We start from the raw sequence: 23821 nt of genomic DNA on the forward strand, positions 1-23821 counted from the left end.
TCTCGACGACCGAAAGTGCAAGATCGGCGCAGCAGGGGGCGGCGTCCGTATTATCTCGGCATGACGCGGTTCAGTCGGCGGGCGGTGTTGCTGGCCGGCAGTGGGCTGCTCGTCGGCTGTTCCCGGCGGCCTGAGGCGGACCCGGTTCACCTGCGACTGGCTACCGGGCCGGCGGGGGCGGTTTACCGGCGGATCGGTGGGGCGCTGGCCGAGCACATCTCCGAGCAGGTGTCGGGTGCCACTGTGACCACTGTGCCGAGCGGGGCGTCCACCGACAACATCCGGATGCTGCGGGCCGGCGAGGTGCACCTGGGGCTGACCAGCCTGGACGCGCTGATCACCAGCGACGGGAGCGCGCCCGGAGGGCTGTCGGCGATCTGCCGGCTCTACGACAGTCATCTGCATCTCGTGGTCATGGCCGGTTCGGCGATCGACGAGTTTCGGGATCTTGAGGGCAAACGCGTGTCCCTCGGTGCCCACGATTCCGGCACGGAGTTCACGTCGTTGCGGGTTCTGCAGCTGGGCCCGCTCAAAGCCGACGGCCAGAACCTCAGCCAGGCCGAGTCGGCGGCGGCGCTGCGCGACGGCACGATCGACGCGATGTTCTCCCTGACCGGCGTCCCGACGCCCGCCATCACCGAGTTGGCGCAGCGCCACCCGATCCGGCTGATTCCGTTGGACGCGCAGGCCGACGGGCTCTTCACGGCGTACCCGGGTCCCTACGCCCCGGCCATGATCCACGCGGCTGCCTACGCCGGCGTCCCGGCGACCCGCACCGTCGCCGTACCGAACGTGCTGCTGGCGCGCGACGACCTGCCTGGCGACCTGGTCTACGCCATCACCGACACGGTCTTCCGGCATACCGGGGCGATCACCTCCGCTGGTCGTGACGACGCCGAGGCCCTTCCGGAGGCGTGGCAGATCAACGTGCGTACCGGGATCTCCACCGCGTCCGTCCCGCTGCATCCGGGCGCGGCGGCCTGGTTCCGCGACCGCAAACGCTGACCCGGTCACCGGGAACGCTGTTGTCAGGCCGGCGTCGACGCGGGTGCGACCGGCAACACCACCACCGCGGCCAGCCCGTGCCCGGGCCCGTCCGGACGCGGCAGGCCCTCCTCCAGCCGCAGCTCACCACCGGCCGCCCCGATGAGGTCGGCGCAGATCGCCAGGCCCAGGCCGGTCCCGGGCACGTTCTGGTGCCGAGGTGAGCGCCAGAACCGTTGTAACGCCTGGGCCCGCTCGGACACGTCGATTCCCTGGCCGTCGTCGCGGACGGCGACCGTGACGGTGCCGGGACCAGCGGAGACGAGCCGCGCGGTCACCTCCACGACCTGCGCGTCGGACAGCCGCAGCGCGTTGCTGATCAGCTCGTCCAGGATGCTGCCCAGACCGCCCGGCGGTTCCAGCAACCGCAACCCCGGGGGTACGTCGACAGTCAGGCTCTGCCCGGCGGTGGCGGTCAGGGCACGCCACCGGTCCACCCGGGTCGCCAGCACCTCGTCGAGGTCCACCGGCGACGCCGTCCGCAGGCTCTCCATCCGCGCGCTGGCCTGCAGCGAGTTCAGCATCCGCTGCATCGCCTTCAGCTCGTCGACGGCGACGTCGTACACCTGCTGCCCGTCGCCGTCTGACCGCAGGTGTGGCGCGAGGCTCTCCACGGCGAGCCGGAGGCTGGTCAGCGGGTTGCGTAGCTGGTGTGACGCGTCGGAGACGAAAGCGCGCTGTCGCTGCGCGGCGTTCTCGACGGCGTCCATCATGGAGTTGAACGACCGCGCCAGCCGCCGCAGCTCGACAGGGCCGGCCTCGGCGTCGGCGCGGATGGTCAGGTCGCCCTCGGAGATCCGTGAGGTCGCCGCGTCGAGTTTCCGCACCGGCCGCAGCACCCACGCCGACACCGGCCAGGCGACGGCCGTCAACGCGAGCAACGGCAGCAGCCCGAGACCGGCCAGCCGGGCCCAGCGTACGAGGATGAGCTCGCGCGTGCGGGACAGGTCGGAGATCGTCACGACGGCGCCGACGACCTCACTGTCCCGGCCGACCGGCTCCGCCACCACGAGTGCGGAGTCGTCCCACGGCGCCCACTCCCAGGACGGTTCGGAACGGGCACCGGCAAGCGCCGCCGTCACGGTCCGGGGCAACGCCGCCTCGGCGCGCGCCGCCTTCTGGTACGCGTCGGCCGGCCCGAGCAGCACCGCGCCCGACGTGTCGATCAGCGCGACCGGAATGCCGTAGAGCTCGTGGTACCGCGTCAGCTCCTGCTGTAACGCCTCGGTGCGGCCGGTCGACAGCGCGGTCTCGGCCAGCGAGGCGAACCGGCCGACGTCGTTGAGCCGGTTGACGTACGTCTCCTGCATCTCGCGTTCGGCAACGGTGATGCTGAGCGGCACCCCGAGCGCCGTGACGAGCAGCACGGCGAGGGGGACCAGGACGACGAGCAGCCGGCGGTGCACGCGGTCAGCCGATCAGCTCCGGCTGGTCGGCCAGCAGCCGATAGCCGACGCCGTGGACGGTCCGGATGACCACGTCCGGCCCCAGCTTGTGCCGCAGCGCCGCGATGTGGGTGTCCAGGGTGCGGCTCGACGACTCCCAGGACGCGCCCCAGATCTGGTCGAGGATGACGTCGCGGCTGACCACGTTGGGCGCCCGCCGGGCCAGGAGCAGGAGCAGTTCGAACTCCTTGCGGGTCAACGGCACGAGTACGCCGTCGACGGTGACCTCGCGGGTGCCGACGCCGATCCGCATCGGGCCGAGGACGAGCGGCTCGTCGGTCTGGCCGAGGGCACGAGCGGCCCGGGTGCGCCGCAGGACGGCTTCGATCCGGGCGAGCAACTCGGGGATGCCGAACGGTTTGACGATGTAGTCGTCGGCACCGGCGCGCAGGCCGCGGACCCGCTCGTGCTCCTCGGATCGCGCGGTCACCGCGATCACGGCGGTCTGCGGGTGGTCGCGCAACTTGCGGATCACGTCGAGCCCGTCGCCGTCGGGGAGACCCAGGTCGACGAGGACCACGTCGGACGGCCCGGCGCGCTCGGCTTCCGCGGCGGTGGCGACGCGGTGGACCTCGAAGCCCGCCTGGGTCAGGACGGTCACCAGACCCCGCGCCACGCGGTCGTCATCCTCGATGACGGTTATCCGCATACCGGCGAATTGTACGGCCCGGACGGGTGCTCGTGCCGGCCCGGGTTCTTGGGATTTTTCTGACACCATCCGGGCCCCGACCAGCCGAGACTGAGGGCCACTAACGCGCCGAGGGATGTCCATGCGTTGATGGGGAGGCCGCCGTATGCGAACGACCAGCAGGTACCGGGCCACCGCGCGGATGATCGCCGCGATCGGTGTCGTCTCGCTCGCCGCCGCCTGTTCGGGTAACGGGGGTGCCGCCGGCGGAGGGGACGCCGGAAAGTACCCGGACGAGAACATCACGATCGTCGTGCCGTTCAGCGCGGGTGGTCCGACGGACACCGTCACCCGGATGATCGCCGGGCCGATGGCCGCGAAGCTCGGCGGCAAGATCGTCGTCCAGAACGTCGAGGGTGCCGGCGGCACTGTCGGTGCCGGCGATGTCGCGCGGGCCAAGCCGGACGGCTACACGGTGCTCATGCACCACATCGGCATGTCGACGGCGCCCGCCCTCTACAAGAGCCTGGGCTACAAGCCCCTGGAGGACTTCGAGACGGTCGGGCTCGTCACCGAGGTGCCGATGACGATCGTCGCCCGTAAGGACTTCGCGCCCGCGACGCTCCAGGACCTGGTGACCCATGTGAAGGCGAACGCCGACAAGGTCACGCTGGCCAACGCCGGCATCGGCGCCGCGTCGCACCTGTGCGGTCTGCTGTTCCAGAGCACCACCGGCGTGAAGCTCCAGGAGGTGCCGTACCAGGGCACCGGTCCCGCACTGACCGACCTCGTCGGCGGCCAGGTCGACTTCATGTGCGACCAGACGACAAACACCAGCGGCCAGATCGCCGCCGGAAAGGTGAAGGCGTACGCGGTCACCACACCCGAGCGGGTGAAGAGCCTTCCCGACCTGCCCACCACCACCGAGGCCGGGTTGCCGCAGCTGAAGGTCAGCGTGTGGCACGGTCTCTACGTTCCGGCCGACACCCCGCCGGAGATCGTCCAGAAGCTGTCCGAGGCGTTGAAGGTGGCGCTGGCCGACCAGGGGGTCATCGACCAGATGGCCAAGCTGGGCACCGCGCCGGTCCCGGCCCAGGACGCGACCCCGGACGCGCACCGGGCGAAGCTCGACGAACAGCTCGGCACCTGGGCGAAGATCATCGCCGACTCCGGGGTCAAGGTGTCCTGAGGTGGAGCGCCGTCGGTCGTTACCGGACGTCCTCGCCGGGGGGATCTTCGTCCTGATCGGTGGCGCATTCGTGGTGGGGGCGCTCGGCTACGAGCTGGGCACCCCGACCCGGATGGGCCCGGGCGCCTTCCCGCTGCTGGTCGGCGCGGCAGTGGTCGCCCTGGGCCTGGCGATCGCCGGCAAGGGGCTCGTCGCCGGTGAGGTGATCTCGTTCGGGCCGGTCCCGTGGCGGGCGGTCGCCGTCATCGTGCTCGCGGTCCTGTTCTTCGGGTTCACCATCCGGCGACTCGGGTTCGTACCGACGACGGCGGTGACCGCACTGCTCACCACCCTGGCCAGCGCCCGCGTACGGCTGCTCACGGCGGTGGCCGTGGCCGCCGGGCTGACGGTGGCCAGCACGCTCATCTTCGTCGTCGGACTTCAGCTGCGGATCCCGCTGTGGGGCCCCTGGCTGGGCTTCTGACGCGGCATCCGGATTGAGGCATGGAACTCCTCGACAACCTCGCGCTGGGCTTCTCGACGGCCCTGCTGGTCCAGAACGTCCTCTACTGCTTCGTGGGAGTGCTGCTCGGGACCGCTGTCGGTGTGCTGCCCGGCATCGGGCCCACGGCCACCGTGGCGATGCTGCTGCCGATCACGTTCAGCTTCGAGCCGGTCACCGCGCTGATCATGCTGGCCGGCATCTACTACGGGGCACAGTACGGCGGCTCGACGACCGCCATCCTGATCAACCTGCCCGGTGAGTCGTCGGCGGCGGTCACCGCGCTGGACGGGCACGAGATGGCCCGCCAGGGCAGGGCAGGCCCCGCCCTGGCGGCCGCGGCGATCGGGTCCTTCGTCGCGGGTACGGTCGCCACCGTGGCGCTGGCCGCCGCGGCCCCGCCCCTGGCCAGTGTCGCGTTGAGGTTCGGCCCGGCCGACTACTTCTCACTCGTGCTGTTCGGCCTGATCGTGTCGATCGCGCTGGCGCGGGGCAGCGCGCTCAAGGCACTGGCGATGATCGCGCTCGGCGTACTGCTCGGTACTGTCGGCCAGGACATCTACACCGGAACGCCCCGCTTCGTGTTCGAGCAGCGCGAGCTGTACGGCGGCATCGACTTCGTGTCGGTCGCCGTGGGCCTGTTCGGGGTGGCCGAGATCCTGCGCAACCTGGAGAACGAGCAGACCCGCACGGCAATCGTCAGCAAGGTGACCAACCTCTGGCCGACCCGCGAGGACCGGCGTCGCATCATCGCCCCGATCCTGCGGGGCACCGGTCTCGGCGCCGCGCTCGGTGTCCTGCCCGGCGGCGGCCACGTGCTGGCCTCGTTCACCTCGTACGCTGTCGAGAAGCGCATCTCGAAGCGGCCGCAGGAGTTCGGGCGGGGCGCGATCGAGGGCGTCGCCGGCCCCGAGTCGGCGAACAACGCCGCCGCGCAGACGTCGTTCATTCCGCTGCTCACCCTCGGCCTGCCCGCCCACCCGGTGATGGCACTGATGATCGGCGCGTTCATCGTCCACGGCATCACCCCGGGCCCGAATGTCATCAACGACGAGCCGGCGCTGTTCTGGGGCCTGATCGCGTCGATGTGGATCGGCAACGTGCTCCTGCTGCTGCTGAACCTGCCGCTGATCGGCCTCTGGGTGCGCATGCTGCGCATCCCGTACCAGGTGCTCTTCCCGATGATCATCCTGTTCGCCGCGATCGGCACCTACTCACTGAACTTCAACGCCTACGACGTCTACGCCATCGCGTTCTTCGGGATCCTGGGCTACATCCTGATCAAGTGCGGCTGCGAGCCGGCGCCCCTGCTGCTCGGCTTCGTCCTCGGCCCGCTGCTGGAGGAGAACCTGCGCCGCGCGCTCATCATCTCCCGTGGCGACCCGTCGGTCTTCGTGACCCGACCGATCTCCACGGCGCTGCTGGCCCTGGCCGTCGTCGCGCTCGTCGTCGCCGTCCTCCCGACGATCCGCCGGCGCCGCGCTGTCGTCTTCGCGGAGGATGAGTAGCAATCCGGACCACGTGACGGTCAGGTCGACGAAGATTGTTCCCGTGACGAGCGACAACACGCCCCGGCGCTGGACCAGCCGGACCGTCTGGGACCGGCGGTTCAACGCCCCGCTGCGCTCGTTCCTGCGTACCGAGACCGGCGGCGCGCGGGTGGTGCTGATCGGCGCGGTGGCGGCCCTCGTCTGGGCGAACCTCAGCGCATCGTCGTACGAGTCGGTCTGGGAGACCTCCTTCTCGATCCAACTCGGCGACTGGCAGGTGGCACATGACGTGCGTACCTGGATCAACAGCGGCCTGATGACGTTCTTCTTCCTGGTGGCGGGGCTGGAGTTGCGCCGCGAGTTCGACATCGGCGAGTTGCGGGAGCGGCGTCGCCTGGCGTTGCCGATGCTGGCCGGGGTCGGCGGCATGCTCGTGCCGATCGCGATCTACCTCGCCATCAACGCCGGGCAGACCACCGCGGCGGGCTGGGGCGCGGTGATGGCCACCGACACGGCGCTCGCGCTCGGCGCGCTGGCCGTCTTCGGGCCACGCTTCTCGGAACGGCTGCGGGGTTTCCTGCTGACCGTCGCCGTCGTCGACGATGTGGTGGCGATCGCGGTGCTGGCCATCGCGTACCCGCATCACCCCTCGCTGACGGCGCTGATCGTCGCGGCGGCGATCTTCGGCGTGGTGCTGCTCGTCCGGGGCTTCGGGGTGCGGTTCGGGCCGGTCTACGCGCTGCTGGGGGTGGCGGCCTGGCTCGCCGTCTCGATGTCCGGTGTCGACCCGGTCGCGGTGGGCCTGGTGATGGGGTTGCTGACCTACGCCTACGCTCCCGGCCGAGGCGACCTGCAGCGGGCCAGCGACCAGTTCCGCCTCTTCCGAGAGCAGCCCACCCCGCAACTCGCCCGGATGGCTCGGGCCGGGCTCACCTCGGCGCTGTCGCCGAACGAGCGGTTGCAGACGCTCTACCACCCGTTGGCGAGCTACGTGGTGGTGCCGCTCTTCGCGCTGGCCAACGTCGGCATCGTGATCGACGGCGACCTGCTGACCAGGGCCGTGACCTCTCCGGTCACGCTCGGGGTCGTGGTCGCGTACGTCGTCGGCAAGCCGGCCGGGATCCTGGCCACCGCGTGGCTGGTGACCCGGCTCAGCGGCAACCGGTTCCGGCCGCCCGTCGGGTGGGTTGCCGTCGCGGGGGTCGGCACGATCTCCGGCATTGGCTTCACCGTCGCGCTCCTGATCGCCACCCATGCCCTGAGCGGCCCGGCCTTGGACGAGGCGAAGTTCGGCATCCTCGTGGCGACGCTCGGCGCGTCCCTCGTCACGTGGTTGGTGTTCCGCTCCGTCGGACGGCTCTCGCCGGCGCGGCGGACCCGTGCGCTGCTGGGCGTCGCCGAGGGCATCGTCGACCTGATGCTGCCGGTCGACGCGGATCGCGACCACATTCGCGGGCCGCTTGAGGCGCCGGTGACGGTGGTGGAGTACGGCGACTTCGAGTGCCCCTACTGCGGGCAGGCCGAGCCGGCGGTCCGAGAGTTGCTGGCGGACTTCGCCAACATTCGGTACGTCTGGCGGCACCTGCCGCTCACCGACGTCCACCCGCACGCCCAACTCGCGGCCGAGGCCGCCGAGGCGGCGGGGGAGCAGGGCGCGTTCTGGGAGATGCACGACCTGCTGCTCGCCCACCAGGACGCTCTCAACCCCACTGACCTGCTCGGTTACGCCGAACAGCTCGGCCTGGACCTGGACGGGTTCCGGGAGCACATGGTGAAGCGGATGGGCGTGGACCGGATCGCCGAGGACGTCGACTCGGCCGACCTCAGCGGCGTCACCGGCACCCCGACCTTCTTCATCAACGGCCGGCGGCACCACGGCGCGTACGACATCGCCGCGCTCTCGGCGGCGGTGAAGGCGGCGTTCGCGAGCGCGAAACTCCGCCCCGAGTACCACCCTCGGGATCCCGGCCGCCGTGAGGCCGGTCCGGCGAGCTGACCGCGCGGCCCGTGCGGTCGTCACCGGGCCAGGTGGTCGACGGGCGCCGTGGTCAGCTCCCGGCCGTCGGCGGCGCCGCCACGATCACGGGTACGGGTGGACACCTGGCTCACCGTCCGGCAGTCGCGGCGTCGCCGGATCAACGGAGTCCGCCGCCGTGACGTCCGATCCCGCCTCCGCGTCGCGGGGTGCGGAGGTGTTGGTCGGCGCCTTTGGAGCTGAATCGTTTGCGACATCACCGCGGCACACAGAGGGTGCGAATCGTTTGCGGCATCAGCTCCATAGGCAGCGCGCCAACCCATACAGCCCTTCAGCCCGGGCTCCGGAGCCCGCCCCTGCGGGAGCCCGCGCCCGCAGCCCTAGGGTCCACACGGTCCAGCGCCGCACGCTCCCCGCAGCCCCGCAGCCCCGCAGCCCCGCAGCCCCGCAGCCCCGCACGCCTCAGCCCGGCCCGCCGGGAGCCCGGCAGCACTCGCGGCCCCAGGCAGCGCGGGGCGTTCAGGCGGCGGGGAGAGCGGCCAGCCGACTGGCGCGGCGGCCGGCGACGGCCACGACGACCGCGAGGGCCAGGGCGATCAGGAAGAAGACGTCCGCGCCAGCGAAGGCCGCGTGGAAGCCCGCCGTCGGGTCGGTGGCGGAGCTGGCACGGGTGTACGCGATGGTGAGGATCGCGATGCCGAGTGAGCCGCCGAGTTGGTGGGCGACGTTGACGAGGCCGGACGCGGCGCCGGCGTCCTGCGGTTCGACTCCGGCCACGCCGCCCTGGGTCATCAGGATGATCGCGATGCCCTGGCCGATTCCGATCACCAGCAGCGGCAGCAGCACGTCCGGGAAGTAGCTGGAGCCTGTCGAGATGCGCGACAGCCACGCCATGCCGACGAGCGCGAGAACGAGGGACGCCACCAGCAGGAGGGGACGGCCGAGCCGGTTCTGCAGGGGCCGGATGGCGTACACCATGGCGAAGAACATGCCGGTGATGGGCACGTACGCGAAGCCGGTCTGGAGGGCGCTGAGGTGCAGTACCTCCTGTAGGTACTGGCTGAGGAAGTAGAAGGTGGAGAAGGTCGCGCCGACGATGAGGATCCGCCCGGCGTACGCCCCGGAGCGCTCCAGGCTGCGGAAGAGTCGCAGCGGGGTGATGGGTTGGGGTGCCCGGTGTTCGATCAGCACGAAGGCGGTCAGGAGGACGGCGCCGAGACCCAACGAGACAACGGTGCCCGGTGCGCTCCAGCCGGTTGCTGCGGCCTGGATGAAGCCGTACACCAGGGCGGTCATGCCGCCGGTGGAGGTCAGCGCCCCGCCGAGGTCGAAGGTGCCGGCGCGGCGTTCGGTCTCGACCAGGAACCGTGGTGCCAGCAGCGCGATGGCGATGCCGATCGGCACGTTGACGAGCATCCCCCAGCGCCAGGAGAGCAGGTCGGTGAAGACGCCGCCGATGACGATGCCGACACTGCCGCCGGCGCCGATGACCGCGCTGTAGAGGGCGATCACCCTGGCTCGGGCCCCCGGTTGGGGGTGGTCGGCGACCAGCAGCGCGAGCGTGGAGGGCACCGCGAGTGCGGCGGCGAGACCCTGCACGACGCGGGCGGTGATCAGCCAGCTGCCGCTCGGGGCGAGGCCGGCGGCGAGGGACGCCGCGGTGAACAGGGCGATCCCGGCGAGGAAGACGCGGCGGCGCCCGAGCAGGTCACCGGCTCTGGCGCCGAGCAGGAGCAGGCCGCCGAACGCCAGGACGTAGGCGTTCTGCACCCAGGAGAGCCCGGACTGGGAGAAGCCGAACTGCCGCTGCACGTGCGGCAACGCGGTCGTGATGATCGAGGTGTCCAGCGTCATCATCAGCTGCGAGCCGAGGATGAGCGCCAGGGCGATCCCGCGACGGGAAGCGGGATTCGGGGGCATGGTCGGCCTTCTTTCGGGCTAGACTGATAGGAGACCTCCGAATAAGCGGAGGCGTACTATCACTCTAGTGATAGCCGGCCTCCGGTTGCTGGCGCTGGGAGACATCGGCATCGTGACGGCCCTCACCCACCTGCGTGTGGCCCGCCCGCACCGGGCCGACGCCGCCCGCAACTACGACGCGATCCTGGCGGCGGCCCGGGTCGCCTTCGCCGAGCAGGGCGCGGAGGCTCCGCTGGAGGAGATCGCCCGCCGCGCCGGGGTGGGCATCGCGACGCTCTACCGCAACTTCCCTACCCGGGAAGTGCTGATCGAGAACGTCTACGTCACCGAGGTCGAGGCGGTGTGCGCGACCGCCGGGGAGGCTGAGAGCCTCGCCCCGCGTGACGGCCTGTACGCGTGGCTGCGGCGCTTCGTGGAGTACATCGGGGCGAAGCAACCGCTGGCCGCCGGCCTGAACCGGGAGTCCACCGCCTACCTGGAGTGCCGGCGGGCGCTCTACGCCGCCGGTGGGCCGCTGCTGGAGCGGGCCCAGCGGGCGCGCGAGGTGCGCGCCGACGTGACTATCGACGACGTCATGCGCCTGACCAGCGCCATTGCCTCCGGACACTTTCCCCGCGCCGACCAGCGCGATCACGTGCTCACTGTCGCCCTGGACGGGCTGAGCGTGCAGCCGGAGTGACCCCGGCGGTCCGCCCGCGCGTCGATGTCCGAAGTGGAACAGCTGCGGAACGTGTTTGGGGAATCACGATGGACTCGGGCCCTTGACTCTCGGGAAACATCGGGCCACCATCTGACAACGTTGTCACAGACCCCCGCCATCTGACAACGTTGTCATTTCTGGAGGCAAGATGTCCGAGCCATCGCCGGTTTCCCGGCGTACCTTCCTCTCCGCCGGCGCGACGCTGCTGGCGTCGGTCGGGGTGACCGCGGCCCTCCCGGACGCCCTCGCGTCCGCCGCCGTGCCGGCGCCGACCGCCACCCCCACCGCCACCGACCTGGCCCGGTACCGCCCGGTGACGGTCTCCTCGACCGACTACGCGCCGACGCCGGCCACCTTCGCCGTGGACGGCCTGCCGCAGGTCGGCGTCCGGGGGAGTGGATGGCGTGCCGCCGCCGGCGATCCGCAGTGGATCTCGGTGGACCTCCAGGCGCCGTGCCGGATCGAGGCCGTCTGCCTGGTCTTCGAGGCCACGCTCACCGACGGACCGTTCGACGGCAACTACACCGACACCGACGGCGACGAGATCCTCTCCAGCGCCGCGACGGCGTACCGGATCGAGGTCTCCACCGACGGCCGTGCCTGGCGGTCGGTGTACGAGACCAGCGAGGGCCGGGGCGGCACGCAGACCATCAAGCTGCCCGAGCCGGTCACCGCCCGGTGGATCCGGATGACCGCCACGAAGCGCTCGAACAGCAACCCGGTCGGCCTCAACGGCTTCCAGGTCTACGGCGTGCCGCTGGCCGGCCGGCCGAAGGTTGAGGGCTGGACCAGTTGGGAGGGCGGCAACACCGGCCCGGCCCCCGAGCTGAGGGTCGCCGCCGACGGCACGGTGCCGCTGGAGTCGGGCTGGTCGTTGACGATGGACGACTTCGCCGGCACCGCCGACGGCGCCGAACTCTCCCGCGCCGGCGTCGACGTCCGGTCCTGGCTGCCGGCGACGGTACCCGGCACCGTGCTGGGCACACTGGTCGAGCAGGGTCACCTGCCCGACCCGGTGGCCGGCTTCAACAACATGCGCATCCCGGAGGCGCTGTCCCGCCACACCTGGTGGTACCGGCGCGCGCTGCGGCTGCCGCGCGACCTGGACACCTCGGCCGGCCGACGGATCTGGCTGGAGTTCGACGGGATCAACCACGAGGCGACCGCCTGGGTCAACGGCGTGCAGGTCGGCAGCGTCAAGCACCCGTTCGCGCGGGCCGCCTTCGACATCACCGACGCGTTGGCCGGTCACCGTGGCGAGCACGTCCTCGCCGTCCGGGTCACCCCGATGCCGCACCCGGGCACCCCCGGCGACAAGGGCCCCGACGGTCGTACCTTCCTCCAGTCGGCCCACCACTACCTCGACGCGCCGACCTACCTGGCGGTGTCCGGGTGGGACTGGATGCCCGCCGTCCGCGACCGGGTCACCGGCCTCTGGGACCACGTCCGGCTACGCAGCACCGGCGCCGTGGTCATCGGCGACCCGCACGTGCAGACCACGCTGCCCGACCTGCCCGACACCGACACCGCCGAGGTCACCATCCGGGTGCCGGTCTGCAACGCGGCGACCAGCGCCACCACTGTCACCGTCCGCGCGGAGTTCGACAGGGTACGCGTCGAGTCCACGGTGACCGTTCCCGCCGGCGGGAGCACCACAGTCACCTTCACGCCGGAGCGTTTCCGCGCGCTGCGGCTGCGCAACCCCCGGCTCTGGTGGCCCAACGGTTACGGCGACCCCCACCTGTACGACCTCACGCTCACCGCCACAGTGAAGCGTTCGGTCAGCGACCGGCGTGCGCTCCGCTTCGGTGTCCGCGAGTTCGCCTACGACTGGCACCAGCCGATCGTCGTCTCGCCGCCCGGCAAGCCCGCCCTGGAGTTCGTCGACGGCGCGGCGACCCAGACGGTCACGTTCGACAGGCAGCACGCCCGGCACGTCCGCGTCCAGGCCGGCCAGCGCGCCACCGGCTGGGGCATCTCGATGTTCTCGCTGTCGGTGGCCGACGGCACCGGCCCGGATCTCGCCCTGCGCCGCGACGCCACCGCGTCGTCCTCGGAGAACGACGGCAACGGTCCCGGTAGGGCCGTCGACGGCGACGCGGCGACCCGCTGGGCCTCGCAGGCCGAGGACGACCAGTGGATCCAGGTCGACCTCGGCGCGGCTGTCGACTTCGACCGGGTCACCATCGTGTGGGAGCAGGCGTACGCGCTGGACTACCGCGTCCAGGTCTCCGCCGACGGGGACGCCTGGAGCGACGTGACCTCGGTCAGCAACGACACCCCGCTGGGCAGCCGGGCCACCCAGGTCGAGACGTTCGCCAGCCAGACCGCCCAGCACCTGCGCATCCAGACCGGCGCGCGGGTGACCTCGTGGGGCGTGTCCATGTGGGCGCTCTCGGTGCAGCGTCAGGCCGAGCCGGACGTGGACCTGGCCCTGCGCCGGACGGCCACCGCGTCGTCGTCCGACGGCGACTCGAACGGCCCGGACCGGGCCGTCGACGGCGACCCCCGGACCCGCTGGTCGTCGACGTTCGAGGACAACCAGTGGATCCAGGTCGACCTCGGCGCTCCGGTCAGCTTCGACCAGATCACCATCGTCTGGGAGCAGGCGTACGCCCGCGACTTCGTCATCCAGGTCTCCGACGACGGGCAGCGCTGGACCGACGTCAAGGCGGTCAGCAACAAGATCACCGAGCTGAAGATCACGGTGAACGGTGTGCCGGTGTTCGCCCGGGGCGGCAACTGGGGCTGGGACGAGCTGCTGCGTCGGGTGCTGCCCGACCGGCTGGCCGACACCGTCGAGATGCACCGCGACATGAACTTCACGATGATCCGCAACTGGCTCGGCAGCAGCAACCGCGAGGAGCTGTACCAGGCCTGCGACGAGCAGGGCATCCTGGTGTGGAACGACTTCTGGCAGGCGGGCGCGTTCCTGCCCAACCCGCCCGGCTACGTCGACATCGCCGCCGACACGATCCGGCGGTTCCGCCACCACCCGAGCATCGTCGTCTGGTGCGGCGCGAACGAGGGTGACCCGCCGCCGATCGTCGACGCCGGGCTCAAGCAAGCCGTCTCCATCGAGCACCCGGAGATCCTCTACATCCCCAACTCCGCCAGCGGCATCGTGAGCGGGCGTGGGCCGTACGGCTGGGTCGACCCGACGACCTACACCGACAAGACGATCTACGAGGCGGACTCGTTCGGCTTCCACACCGAGATCGGCATGCCGGTGGTGTCGGTGACCGAGAGCATGCGCAACCTCGTCGGTGACGCGCCGGAGTGGCCGATCGGTGAGGTGTGGAACTACCACGACTGGTCGACCATCGGTAACCAGCGTGTCGGCACGTACCAGGCCGCGATCGACGCGCGGCTCGGTGAGTCCGACTCGCTCGACGAGTTCGCCACCCGGGCGCAGTTCGTCAACTACGAGAGCCACCGCGCGATGTTCGAGGCGTGGAACGCCAACCTGTGGCAGGACGCCACCGGTCTGCTGCTGTGGATGTCGCACCCGGCGTGGCACAGCACGGTCTGGCAGACCTACGACTACGACCTCGACGTGAACGGCGCCTACTACGGCGCCCGCAAGGGGTGCGAGCCGGTGCACGTCCAGGCCGACCCGGGCACCTGGCAGGTCCGGGTGGTCAACCACACCGCCGCGCCGCTGAGCGGGGTCACGGTGAGCGCCCGACGGTACGACCTGAGCGGCCGGTCGCTGGGTTCGGCCCAGCGTCAGCGGGTGGACGTGGCCCGCTCGGCCACCACGGCGGCCTTCCCGCTCGCCGCGCCGGACGGCGGCGGGCTGCACCTGGTGCGACTGGAGCTGCGCGACAGCCGCGACCGGCTGCTCGCGGAGAACACCTACTGGCGCTACGACAAGGCCGAGCAGTTGCGGGCGCTCAACGACGTGCCGAGCACCCGACTGTCGACGTCGTCGAGCACCGTACGCGTCGTGGACGGGCGCAACACCGTCACCACGACGGTCCGCAACCAGGGCCGTACGGTCGCCGCGTTGGTGCGGCTCGCCGTGCGCGACCACGGCGGTGAGCGGGTCCTGCCGGCCCGCTACGACGACAACTACTTCTGGCTCCTGCCGGGGGAGAGCCGCGAGGTGCGGATCTCCTGGCCGGCCAGGCCGGGCCTCGCCCGCCAGGTCACGGTGACCGCGCAGGCGTACAACTCCTAGGAGTACGCGGTGGGAGGCGGCGCCGTGACGGCTCCGCCTCCCACCGTGGACCCGTGCGCTGCCACCCGATGCGGGCGTTTAAGGTCCGTTACCGCACCTCGGCTCGGGACCGAGATTCATGCTGTACGTGTGACACGGTCCCCGTCCGGCGCGGTGCGGGTCGCGTTCGCGTTCTGGATCACGCTCGTGGGCACCACAGTGCCGACCCCGCTCTACCCGCTCTACGAGCTGGAGTTCGGCTTCTCGTCGTTGACAGTGACAGTGGTCTACGCGCTTTACGCGCTGGGAGTCGTGGTCGGGCTGCTGGTCTTCGGTCGGCTCTCCGACCAGATCGGCCGACGCCCGGTCATCCTCATCGCGCTGCTGCTCTCGGTCGCCGCCGACGCCGTGTTCCTGGCCGCTGTGGACCTGGCGATGATCATCGTGGGTCGGATCCTCGCCGGGCTGTCCGCCGCGCTGATCATCGGCGCGGCGACAGCGGCGTTGGCGGAGCTGATCGACCCTCGGCACCCGAAGCGGGCCGCCACCGTGTCGATCTTCGCGAACCTGGGCGGCCTGGCCGCCGGCACCCTGCTGTCCGGGATCGTGTCGGACCTGGCACCCGAGCCGCTGCGGCTGCCCTGGGTGATCGTGCTGATCCTGGCGGTGGTCGCGATCATCGCGCTGCGCGGGGTGCCGGAGACGGTCCGGGAACGTTCGCCGGTGACCCTGCGGGTGCAGCGGTTGCACGTGCCGGCGACCATCCGCGGGGACTTCGTCCGCTCGGCGCTCACCGCCGGGGCGGGCTTCGCCGCCCTCGGGGTGCTCACGTCGGTGAGCGGGCTGTTCCTCGGCATGGTCCTGCACGAGACCTCACACACGCTGGCCGCGCTGGTGGTCTTCGTGGCGTTCACCGGCGCGGCGTTCGGTCAACTGCTGACCCGCCTGCTGTCCTCGCGCGCCGCGCTGGCCAGCGCCTGCGCCGGCCTGGTCGTGGGGGCGGGCCTGCTCGCGTTCAGCATGTGGATGGCGTTGCTGGCGACGCTGCTCATCAGCGCGGCGATCATCGGGGTCGCGTCCGGGGTGGCGGTCGGCGACGGCATCGCGACGATCACGATGAAGACCGAACCGCAGCACCGGGCCGAGGCGGTGTCGACCTTCTTCGCCATCCTGTTCGCCATGCTCGGTGTGCCAGCGGTCGGGGTCGGTCTGCTGATCCAGACGATCGGTCTGCGCCCGGCCGGCGAGGTCTTCAGTGCGGTGGTGGCGGTGCTCGCGCTGGTCGTCCTGCTCAGCCTGGTTCGGGGCGGCCGGACTCGGCCCGCGAGCTGATCACCGGCCGGGCCTGTTCAGGGCACGCGGGGCGCTTGATGAGCCAGTCATGGAGGTCTTGCGGCGGTCATCGTATACAACATACGCTCCCCGAATCGCCCACTTGAGGAGCTCTCCATGACGAACCTCTCCGTCCGCGACACGAACCTGCCCCGCCGCCGGGTGCTCCGGGCCGCCGTGGCGGCGGCCGTCGTCGTCTGCACTGTCGTCGCCTGCTCACCGGTGTCGAACGACGAAGGCGGCGACCCGTCCGGCGGCGGCCAGTCGGCAGGCCAGGACTCCTTCGGCACGCCCGCCGACCCCGCCGCCGTGAAGCAGGGCGGCAAACTGGTCATCGCCCTCTCCGCCGAGCCCGACGCGCTGGACCCGACGCTGTCGAGAAGCCTCTACTCCCGCTACGTCTTCCAAGCCATGTGCCAGAAGCTCTACGACGTCAACGAGCAGGCGCAGGTCGTACCGCAGCTCGCGACGGCCCTGCCCACCACGAGCGGCGACGGCCGGACGGTGACCATTCCACTGCGGCCCGGCGTGCGCTTCGCGGACGGCACGGCGTTCGACTCGGCCGCGGTGAAGGCCACCCTGCAACGCCACCTCACCAACGCCCGGTCGGCGCGCAAGAGCGAACTCGGCCCCATCGACGGCGTCGACACCCCGGACGCGCAGACCGTCGTCCTGCGGCTGAAGCAGCCCTTCGCACCGCTGCTCGGTGCCCTCGCCGACCGGGCCGGCATGATCATGAGCGCGCAGGCGCTGCGGACCAAGGGCGACGACTTCGCCTCGGCGCCGGTCTGCGTCGGCCCCTTCAAGTTCGCGAAGCGGGTGCCACAGAACTCCATCGAGGTGGTGCGGGACCCCAACTACTACGACGCGAGCAAGGTGCACCTGGACGCCATCTCGTGGCGGATCCTCACCGACGCCAGCATCCGCGCCGCCAACCTGCGCTCCGGCGACGCGCAGGTCGCCGACTCGGTCTCCACCCAGGACGTCGCCTCGCTCCGGCAGGACTCGGCGGTCTCCGTCCTCCAGTCGCAGTCCCTCGGCTACCAGGGCCTGACCATCAACGTCGGCAACGTCGACGGCGTCGGCACCACAGCCAAGCCCATCAACCGCCCCCTCGCCCAGAACGCCAAGGTGCGGCAGGCCTTCGAGCACGCCATCGACCGCAAGGCCCTGGTCGACGCGGTCTTCAACGGTCTGCACGCCGCCGCCTGCTCCCCGATCTCACCCGCGAGCACGTTCTCGTCCCCCGAGGCGCAGACCTGCCCGGCGCACGACCCCGCCAAGGCCAAGCAGTTGCTGGCCGAGGCCGGCGTGCAGACGCCGTACACGGTCACGATGCTCGCCTCGAACACCCCCGACACGCTGCGCCTCGCGCAGGCGTTGCAGTCCATGGTCAAGGACGGCGGATTCGACCTGAAGATCAACCCGGTGGAGTACTCGTCGCTCCTCGACGAGCAGGACCGCGGCAACTTCGAGCTGCTGCAACTGGGCTGGAGCGGACGGATCGACCCGGACGCCAACATCACGAACTTCGTCGGCACCGGCGCCAGCCAGAACGTCGCCGGCTACAGCAACCCGCAGCTCGACACCCTGCTGACCCAGGCCCGACAGGCCGGCGACGTCGAGGAGCGCAGGAAGCTGTACGGGCAGGCGGTCACACTGCTTCAGCAGGACGACGCCCTGATCTACCTCTACCGGCAGCGCAACCTGACCGCCGTCAGCAAGCAGATCCAGGGCCTCCAGGTCTACCCGGACGGCGTGATCCGGGCGGCCTTCGCCGGCTTCGGCAAGTAGGCCGTCGTGGCCCGGTATCTGCTCACCCGCGCCTGGCAGTCGGCGCTGACCTTGCTGTTGTCGACGATCGTGGTCTTCGTCGGCGTACGGGCGCTCCCCGGCGACCCGGCCCTCGCCCTGGCCGGAGAGGACCGGTCGCCGGAGGCGCTGGAGGCCATCCGTCGGCACTACGGGCTGGACCAGCCGCTGCCGGTGCAGTTCGCCCAGTACGTGGAGCGCATGGCGCAGGGCGACTTCGGGGTGTCCATCCGCACCGGCACACCGGTCTCGTCGATGCTCACGACCGCCCTGCCGGTGACCGTCGAACTGTCCGTCCTGGCGATCCTCATCGCGGCGGCGCTCGGCGTCGGCGCCGGGGTGCTCGCGGCGGTCCGTCGTGGACGTCCGGCGGAGTGGCTCGCCAACGGACTGGCCCTGATCGGGCTGTCGGTGCCGCACTTCTGGCTGGGGCTGCTGGCGATCCTCTACCTGTCCGTGGCGACCGGGCTCTTCCCCGCCTCCGGCTTCGTGCCGATCCTGGAGGACCCCGTGGACAACCTGCACCACATCGTCCTGCCGGCCGTGATCCTCGGCACCGGCCTGGCCGCCATCATCATGCGGCAGACCCGGTCGGCGATGCTGGATTCGCTCTCCTCCGACTACGTGCGCACGGCGAAGGCGAAGGGCCTGCGACCGCGCGCCGTCATCACCCGGCACGCCCTGCGGAACAGCCTCATCGTGGTGGTGACCGTCGTGGGTCTCCAACTCGGCGGGCTGATCTCGGGCGCTGTCGTCACCGAACAGATCTTCGGGCTGCCGGGCTTCGGCAAGATGACCATCGACGCGGTGTTCCAACGGGACTACCCGGTGATCCAGGCCGTCGTCCTGCTCACCGCGGCCGCCTACATCGTGATCAACTTCTTCGTGGACCTGCTCTACTCGGTCATCGATCCACGCATCCGGGTGACGGGAGATCCGGCATGAGCGTCCTCACCGTACCGATGGCGGAGACCGGCACCGCCAGCATCACCAGGCGTACCCGGGTGCTGCGGCGGCTGCGGCGCAACCCGCTCGCCGTGGTGAGCTTCGTCGTGCTCGCGCTGGCGGGTGTCATCGCGCTGCTCTCGCCCTGGCTCGCGCCCTACTCGGTCGACCAGACCGACTTCGCCCGTACGTTCGCACCTCCCGGCACCGCCGGGCACCTGCTGGGCACCGACGACCTCGGCCGGGACGTCCTCTCCCGCATCATGCTCGGCGCTCGGGCGTCGCTGCAGGTCGGGCTCCTGGCGGTGGCCACGTCGCTGGTCATCGGCGTGCCGCTCGGGCTCGCCGCCGGCTACTTCCGGGCCTGGGACGCGGTGATCTCGCGCTTCACCGACCTGCTGCTGGCGTTTCCGTTTCTGATCATGGCGGTGGGGTTGGCGGCCATCCGGGGCGCCAGCCTCGGCAACGCCGCGGTGGCCATCGGCATCGCCCAGATCCCCGGGGTGATCCGGGTCGTCCGCTCGGACACGCTGCGCCTCAAGTCGCTGGACTTCGTCGCGGCGGCCGTCGTGGACGGCGCGAGCGACCTGTGGGTGCTGGCCCGGCACATCCTGCCGAACGCGACCTCGGTGATCCTGGTGCAGGCCACTGTCGCCATCCCGGCCGCGATCCTCGGCGAGGCGGTGCTGTCCTTCCTCGGCCTCGGCATCCAGCCCCCGGCACCCAGTCTCGGCACCATGCTGGCCACCGCCCAGCAGTTCGCCGCCCGCGCACCGTGGGCCGCCGTCCTCCCCGGCGTCGTGATCATGGGTCTGGCCCTGGCGTTCAACGTCTTCGGTGACGCCCTGCGCGACGCCCTCGACCCGAAGGGAGACCGGCGATGACCACCGCCTCCGCGCCCGTGCTGGAGATCCGCGACCTGTCGGTGTCGTTCCCGACCGAGACCGGCACCGTCTCGGCGGTCGACGGGGTCAGCCTGGACCTCGCCGCCGGGGAGATCGTCGGGATGGTGGGCGAGTCGGGATGCGGAAAGAGCGTCACCGCGATGAGCCTCGCCGGGCTGCTGCCGGGCAGCGCCCGGGTCACCGGTTCGGTGCGCCTGGACGGCACCCAACTGGTCGGGGCCCGCGAGTCGGCCCTGCGCCGGGTCCGTGGCCGGGAGATCGCCTACATCTTCCAGGAACCGATGACCTCGTTGAACCCGGTGCTCACCGTCGGGCGGCAGATCGGGGAGGTGCTCCAGGTTCACGAGCGGATGTCCCGACGGGCGGCGCGGGCCCGCGCCATGGAGCTGTTGACGCTCGTCGGGATCCCGTCCGCCGCCCAGCGGGTCGACAACTATCCGCACCAACTCTCCGGCGGCATGCGCCAGCGCGTGATGATCGCGATGGCGGTGGCCTGCGGCCCGAAGGTGCTGGTGGCCGACGAACCGACCACAGCGCTGGACGTCACCGTCCAGGCCGGCATCCTCCAGGTGCTGCGGGACCTGCGCGACCGGCTCGGCACGAGCGTCCTCATCATCACCCACGACCTCGGCGTGATCGCCGACATCGCGGACCGCGTCGTCGTCATGTACGCGGGCCGGGTGGTGGAACGGGCGCCGGTGGACGACCTGTTCGCCCACCCCCGGCACCGGTACACGGCAGGGCTCCTGTCGGCGTCACCGCAGCCGGGCCGGCACGCCGGGACCGACCGGTTGACCGAGATCCCCGGGCTGGTGCCCGTCCTGGCCAGCCAACCCGACGCCTGCACCTTCGCGGATCGGTGCCCGGCCGCTGATCAGCGGTGCCGGGCGGCCGCCCCGCCGTTGGAGGACGTCGGCGGCACCGACCACGTCGCGGCCTGTTGGCACCCCTGCCCAACGGCACCGACGGCAGCTCAGGAGGCGAACCGATGACGCCGCAGCCGAACGCCCTGGAGATCGCGGACCTGGTGATGCACTTCGGTCCGGTGCGTGCCGTGGACGGGGTGTCCCTGACCATCCCGCGCGGCCGGGTCACGGCCCTGGTGGGGGAGAGCGGTTCCGGGAAGTCGACAGTGGGCCGATGCGTGGTGCGGCTCGTCGAACCGACAGCGGGAACGGTCCGGATCGCGGGCACTGACGTCACCCACCTGTCCCGACGGCGACTGCGCCCCCATCGCGGCGCGGTGTCGATCGTCTTCCAGGACCCGGCCGCGTCACTGGACCCGCGGATGCTGGTGGGCGAGATCGTGGCCGAGCCGCTGCGGCTGGCCGGCAAGCGGATCTCACGGCGCGAGCGGGACGCCCGCGTCGCCCCCCAACTCGAACGGGTGGGCCTGCGCGCAGAGGTGGCCCGTCGCTATCCCCACGAGCTGTCCGGCGGGCAACGTCAACGGGTCAGCATCGCGCGGGCCCTGATCTCCGAGCCCATGCTGCTCATCGCTGACGAACCCACCAGCGCGCTCGACGTGTCAGTGCAGGCGTCGGTGCTCAACCTCCTCGCCGACCTGCAACGCGACATCGGGTTCGCCTGCCTCTTCATCACCCACGACCTCTCCGCCGTCGAGTACCTGGCCGACGACATCGCGGTCATGTACCTGGGTCAACTCGTCGAGACGGGCAGCCGCGAGCGGATCTTCGCCCGGCCCGCCCACCCGTACACGCAGGCGCTGCTCTCCGCCGCGCCGGTGGCCGACCCGGTGCGTCAGCGCCACCGTCAGCCCGTGCTGCTCGGCGACGACCTGCCGTCCGCGCTCGACCCGCCGTCCGGTTGCCGGTTCCGGACCCGGTGCCCGCTCGCCTTCGACAGGTGCGCGACGGAGGTGCCGGCGCAGACCGCCATCGGCGACGGCATGGCCGCGTGCCACCTGGTCCGGCCGGACGGCACCGGCCCCGACGTTCGTACCGCAGACCCCAGTGAGGTGTTGTCATGACGTTCACCACCCGACCCACGTTGCAGGGCACCTTCGGCATGGTGTCCTCCACCCACTGGCTCGCCAGCCAGGCGGCGATGGGCATCCTGGAACGCGGGGGCAACGCCTTCGACGCCGCTGTCACCGCCGGGTTCGTCCTGCACGTCGTCGAGCCGCACCTGAACGGGCCGGGTGGCGAGGTGCCGGCCATCGTGGCCACCGCACGGGACCCCCGACCGAAGGTGCTGTGCGGGCAGGGGCCGGCGCCGGCCGGCGCCACCATCGCGCACTTCCGGTCCCTCGGGATGGACCTCATCCCGGGTGCCGGGCCGCTCGCGGCGGCCGTACCCGGCGCGGTGGACGCCTGGCTCCTGCTGCTGCGCGAGCACGGCACGCTCACCCTCGCCGAGGTGCTGGAGTCGGCGATCGGCTACGCCGGCGCCGGGCACCCGCTGGTGGCCCGCGTCGGTGACACGGTGGCGGCCGTCCGGTCGTTGTTCGAGGAACACTGGCCCACCTCCGCCGCGCTCTGGCTGCGCGGCGGCCGACCACCGGCCGCCGGGGAGTTGGTCACCAACCCGGCGTACGCGGACACCCTGCGCCGGCTCGTCGAGGCGGGACGGGCGGCCGGCACCGACCGGGAGGCCCAGATCGAGGCCGCGCGCCGGGCCTGGAGCACGGGTTTCGTCGCCGAGGCGATCGACGCGTTCAGCCGACGGCCGTTCCAGGACTCCAGTGGCCGCCCGCACGCCGGGCTGGTCACCGGCGACGACCTGGCCGCGTACTCGGCGAGCTGGGAGCCGCCCGCCACCCTCGACTGGCACGGCTACTCGGTGGCGAAGACCGGTTTCTGGGGTCAGGGCCCGGTGCTGCTGGAGTCCCTGGCCACCCTGGACGCGCTCGACGACCCGGGCGCGTACGACCCGGCGACCGCGGCGGGTGTGCACGCCCAGGTCGAGGCGCTCAAGCTCGCCTTCGCCGACCGGGAGGCATGGTACGGCGACGGGGCCGACGTGCCCGCCAAGGCGCTGCTGTCGCCGCAGTACGCGCGGGAGCGGGCCGCCCTGATCGGTGATCGCGCGTCGGCGGAGCTGCGGCCGGGGCGTCCGGACGGGGCGCAGCCGCGCCTGCCCGCCCACGTCCGGCCCGGTGCCGGTCGGCGTACCGGGCCGACGGATGCCACCACGGGAGAGCCGACGGTGCAGTCGGACGGGGTGACCCGGGGCGACACCTGTCACGTGGACGTGGTCGACCGCTGGGGCAACATGATCTCCGCGACGCCCAGCGGCGGCTGGTTGCAGAGTTCCCCGACGATCCCGGAGCTGGGCTTTCCGCTGGGCAGCAGGCTGCAGATGTTCTGGCTGGAGGAGGGGCTCGCCTCGTCGCTGGCGCCGGGCCGTCGCCCGCGTACGACGTTGAGCCCGACGATGGTGCACCGCGACGGTGAGCCGGTGCTGGCCTGCGGCACCCCCGGTGGCGACCAGCAGGACCAGTGGCAGTTGCCGTTCCTGCTGCGGCACCTCGTCGGTGGGCAGAGCCTTCAGGAGGCCATCGACGCGCCGGCGTGGCACACGGTCAGCCTGCCGGGGTCGTTCTATCCGCGCGACATGGAACCCGGTGTCCTGGTGGTGGAGGACCGGCTCGACGAGGGTGTGCTGGCGGCGCTGCGGGCGTACGGGCACGAGGTGCGGGTCACCGACGGGTGGAGCCTCGGTCGGCTCTGCGCGGTGACCCGTGACCCGGCGACGGGAGTGCTGGCGGCCGGCGCGAACCCCCGGGGGATGCAGGGCTACGCGTGCGGCCGGTAGCGCATGCCGCAGCCGG

17 protein-coding genes are annotated in these 23821 nt (G+C 71.4%); 14 read left to right on the plus strand and 3 right to left on the minus strand.

Translation table 11 applies throughout. The annotated features are described in order from the left end of the window. Nucleotides 1–60: 60 nt before the first annotated feature. A complete protein-coding gene (locus PSH03_RS20150; protein WP_238690059.1) occupies nucleotides 61–1005 on the plus strand; it encodes a TAXI family TRAP transporter solute-binding subunit in 945 nt (314 codons plus the stop codon). A gap of 23 nt (nucleotides 1006–1028) precedes the next feature. On the opposite strand, the gene PSH03_RS20155 is transcribed toward PSH03_RS20150, so the two are convergent. Together PSH03_RS20155 and PSH03_RS20160 are read right to left on the minus strand one after the other, a co-directional pair. After that, nucleotides 1029–2450 carry a HAMP domain-containing sensor histidine kinase gene (locus PSH03_RS20155; protein ID WP_238690060.1) on the minus strand — a complete coding sequence of 474 codons (1422 nt, stop codon included), beginning with the start codon at nucleotides 2448–2450 and terminating at the stop codon, nucleotides 1029–1031. A 4-nt stretch (nucleotides 2451–2454) separates the two neighbouring features. Next, complete coding sequence (locus tag PSH03_RS20160; RefSeq protein ID WP_238690061.1) at nucleotides 2455–3138, minus strand: response regulator transcription factor; 684 nt, start codon at nucleotides 3136–3138, stop codon at nucleotides 2455–2457. A gap of 145 nt (nucleotides 3139–3283) precedes the next feature. Here PSH03_RS20160 and PSH03_RS20165 point away from each other — a divergent pair, with 145 nt between their 5' ends. The 4 genes from PSH03_RS20165 to PSH03_RS20180 are packed head-to-tail and all read left to right on the plus strand — an operon-like array spanning nucleotide 3284 to nucleotide 8273. Further along, nucleotides 3284–4306, plus strand: coding sequence for a tripartite tricarboxylate transporter substrate-binding protein (locus tag PSH03_RS20165; RefSeq protein WP_238690062.1), 1023 nt, complete (start codon nucleotides 3284–3286; stop codon nucleotides 4304–4306). Between the two features lies 1 nt (nucleotide 4307). Continuing rightward, entirely contained in the window at nucleotides 4308–4769 is a 462-nt protein-coding gene (locus tag PSH03_RS20170) for a tripartite tricarboxylate transporter TctB family protein (protein WP_210785414.1), read from the plus strand. A 20-nt stretch (nucleotides 4770–4789) separates the two neighbouring features. After that, a complete protein-coding gene (locus tag PSH03_RS20175) occupies nucleotides 4790–6295 on the plus strand; it encodes a tripartite tricarboxylate transporter permease (RefSeq protein ID WP_238690063.1) in 1506 nt (501 codons plus the stop codon). A 43-nt stretch (nucleotides 6296–6338) separates the two neighbouring features. Next, complete coding sequence (locus PSH03_RS20180) at nucleotides 6339–8273, plus strand: Na+/H+ antiporter NhaA (RefSeq protein ID WP_238690064.1); 1935 nt, start codon at nucleotides 6339–6341, stop codon at nucleotides 8271–8273. 498 nt (nucleotides 8274–8771) lie between these two features. Here PSH03_RS20180 and PSH03_RS20185 read toward each other — a convergent pair whose 3' ends face one another. After that, nucleotides 8772–10172: an MFS transporter gene (locus PSH03_RS20185; protein WP_238690065.1), complete on the minus strand. Its 1401-nt coding sequence runs from the start codon at nucleotides 10170–10172 to the stop codon at nucleotides 8772–8774. Nucleotides 10173–10239: 67 nt separating this feature from the next. Here PSH03_RS20185 and PSH03_RS20190 point away from each other — a divergent pair, with 67 nt between their 5' ends. From PSH03_RS20190 to PSH03_RS20230, 9 genes are all read left to right on the plus strand, one after another. Next, nucleotides 10240–10851, plus strand: coding sequence for a TetR/AcrR family transcriptional regulator (locus PSH03_RS20190; RefSeq protein ID WP_308194390.1), 612 nt, complete (start codon nucleotides 10240–10242; stop codon nucleotides 10849–10851). Nucleotides 10852–11020: 169 nt separating this feature from the next. Next, nucleotides 11021–15055: a discoidin domain-containing protein gene (locus tag PSH03_RS20195; protein WP_238690066.1), complete on the plus strand. Its 4035-nt coding sequence runs from the start codon at nucleotides 11021–11023 to the stop codon at nucleotides 15053–15055. Between the two features lie 129 nt (nucleotides 15056–15184). Then, entirely contained in the window at nucleotides 15185–16366 is a 1182-nt protein-coding gene (locus PSH03_RS20200) for an MFS transporter (protein WP_238690067.1), read from the plus strand. 117 nt (nucleotides 16367–16483) lie between these two features. Continuing rightward, on the plus strand, nucleotides 16484–18160 hold the full coding sequence (locus PSH03_RS20205; protein ID WP_210785408.1) for an ABC transporter substrate-binding protein: 1677 nt from the start codon (nucleotides 16484–16486) through the stop codon (nucleotides 18158–18160). Nucleotides 18161–18166: 6 nt separating this feature from the next. Further along, nucleotides 18167–19123, plus strand: a complete 957-nt coding sequence (locus tag PSH03_RS20210; RefSeq protein ID WP_091399352.1) for an ABC transporter permease — start codon at nucleotides 18167–18169, stop codon at nucleotides 19121–19123. Next, complete coding sequence (locus tag PSH03_RS20215; protein WP_238690068.1) at nucleotides 19120–20007, plus strand: ABC transporter permease; 888 nt, start codon at nucleotides 19120–19122, stop codon at nucleotides 20005–20007. Before PSH03_RS20210 ends, PSH03_RS20215 begins: the two co-directional genes overlap by 4 nt. Then, complete coding sequence (locus PSH03_RS20220; protein ID WP_238690069.1) at nucleotides 20004–21020, plus strand: ABC transporter ATP-binding protein; 1017 nt, start codon at nucleotides 20004–20006, stop codon at nucleotides 21018–21020. Before PSH03_RS20215 ends, PSH03_RS20220 begins: the two co-directional genes overlap by 4 nt. Next, a complete protein-coding gene (locus tag PSH03_RS20225; RefSeq protein ID WP_112589347.1) occupies nucleotides 21017–22018 on the plus strand; it encodes an ABC transporter ATP-binding protein in 1002 nt (333 codons plus the stop codon). The genes PSH03_RS20220 and PSH03_RS20225 overlap by 4 nt, the downstream gene beginning before the upstream one ends. Further along, nucleotides 22015–23805 carry a gamma-glutamyltransferase family protein gene (locus PSH03_RS20230; protein ID WP_238690070.1) on the plus strand — a complete coding sequence of 597 codons (1791 nt, stop codon included), beginning with the start codon at nucleotides 22015–22017 and terminating at the stop codon, nucleotides 23803–23805. The genes PSH03_RS20225 and PSH03_RS20230 overlap by 4 nt, the downstream gene beginning before the upstream one ends. Nucleotides 23806–23821: the final 16 nt, after the last annotated feature.

Origin of the sequence: Micromonospora salmantinae, from assembly GCF_022230905.1 — a bacterium.
Taxonomy (GTDB): domain Bacteria; phylum Actinomycetota; class Actinomycetes; order Mycobacteriales; family Micromonosporaceae; genus Micromonospora; species Micromonospora salmantinae.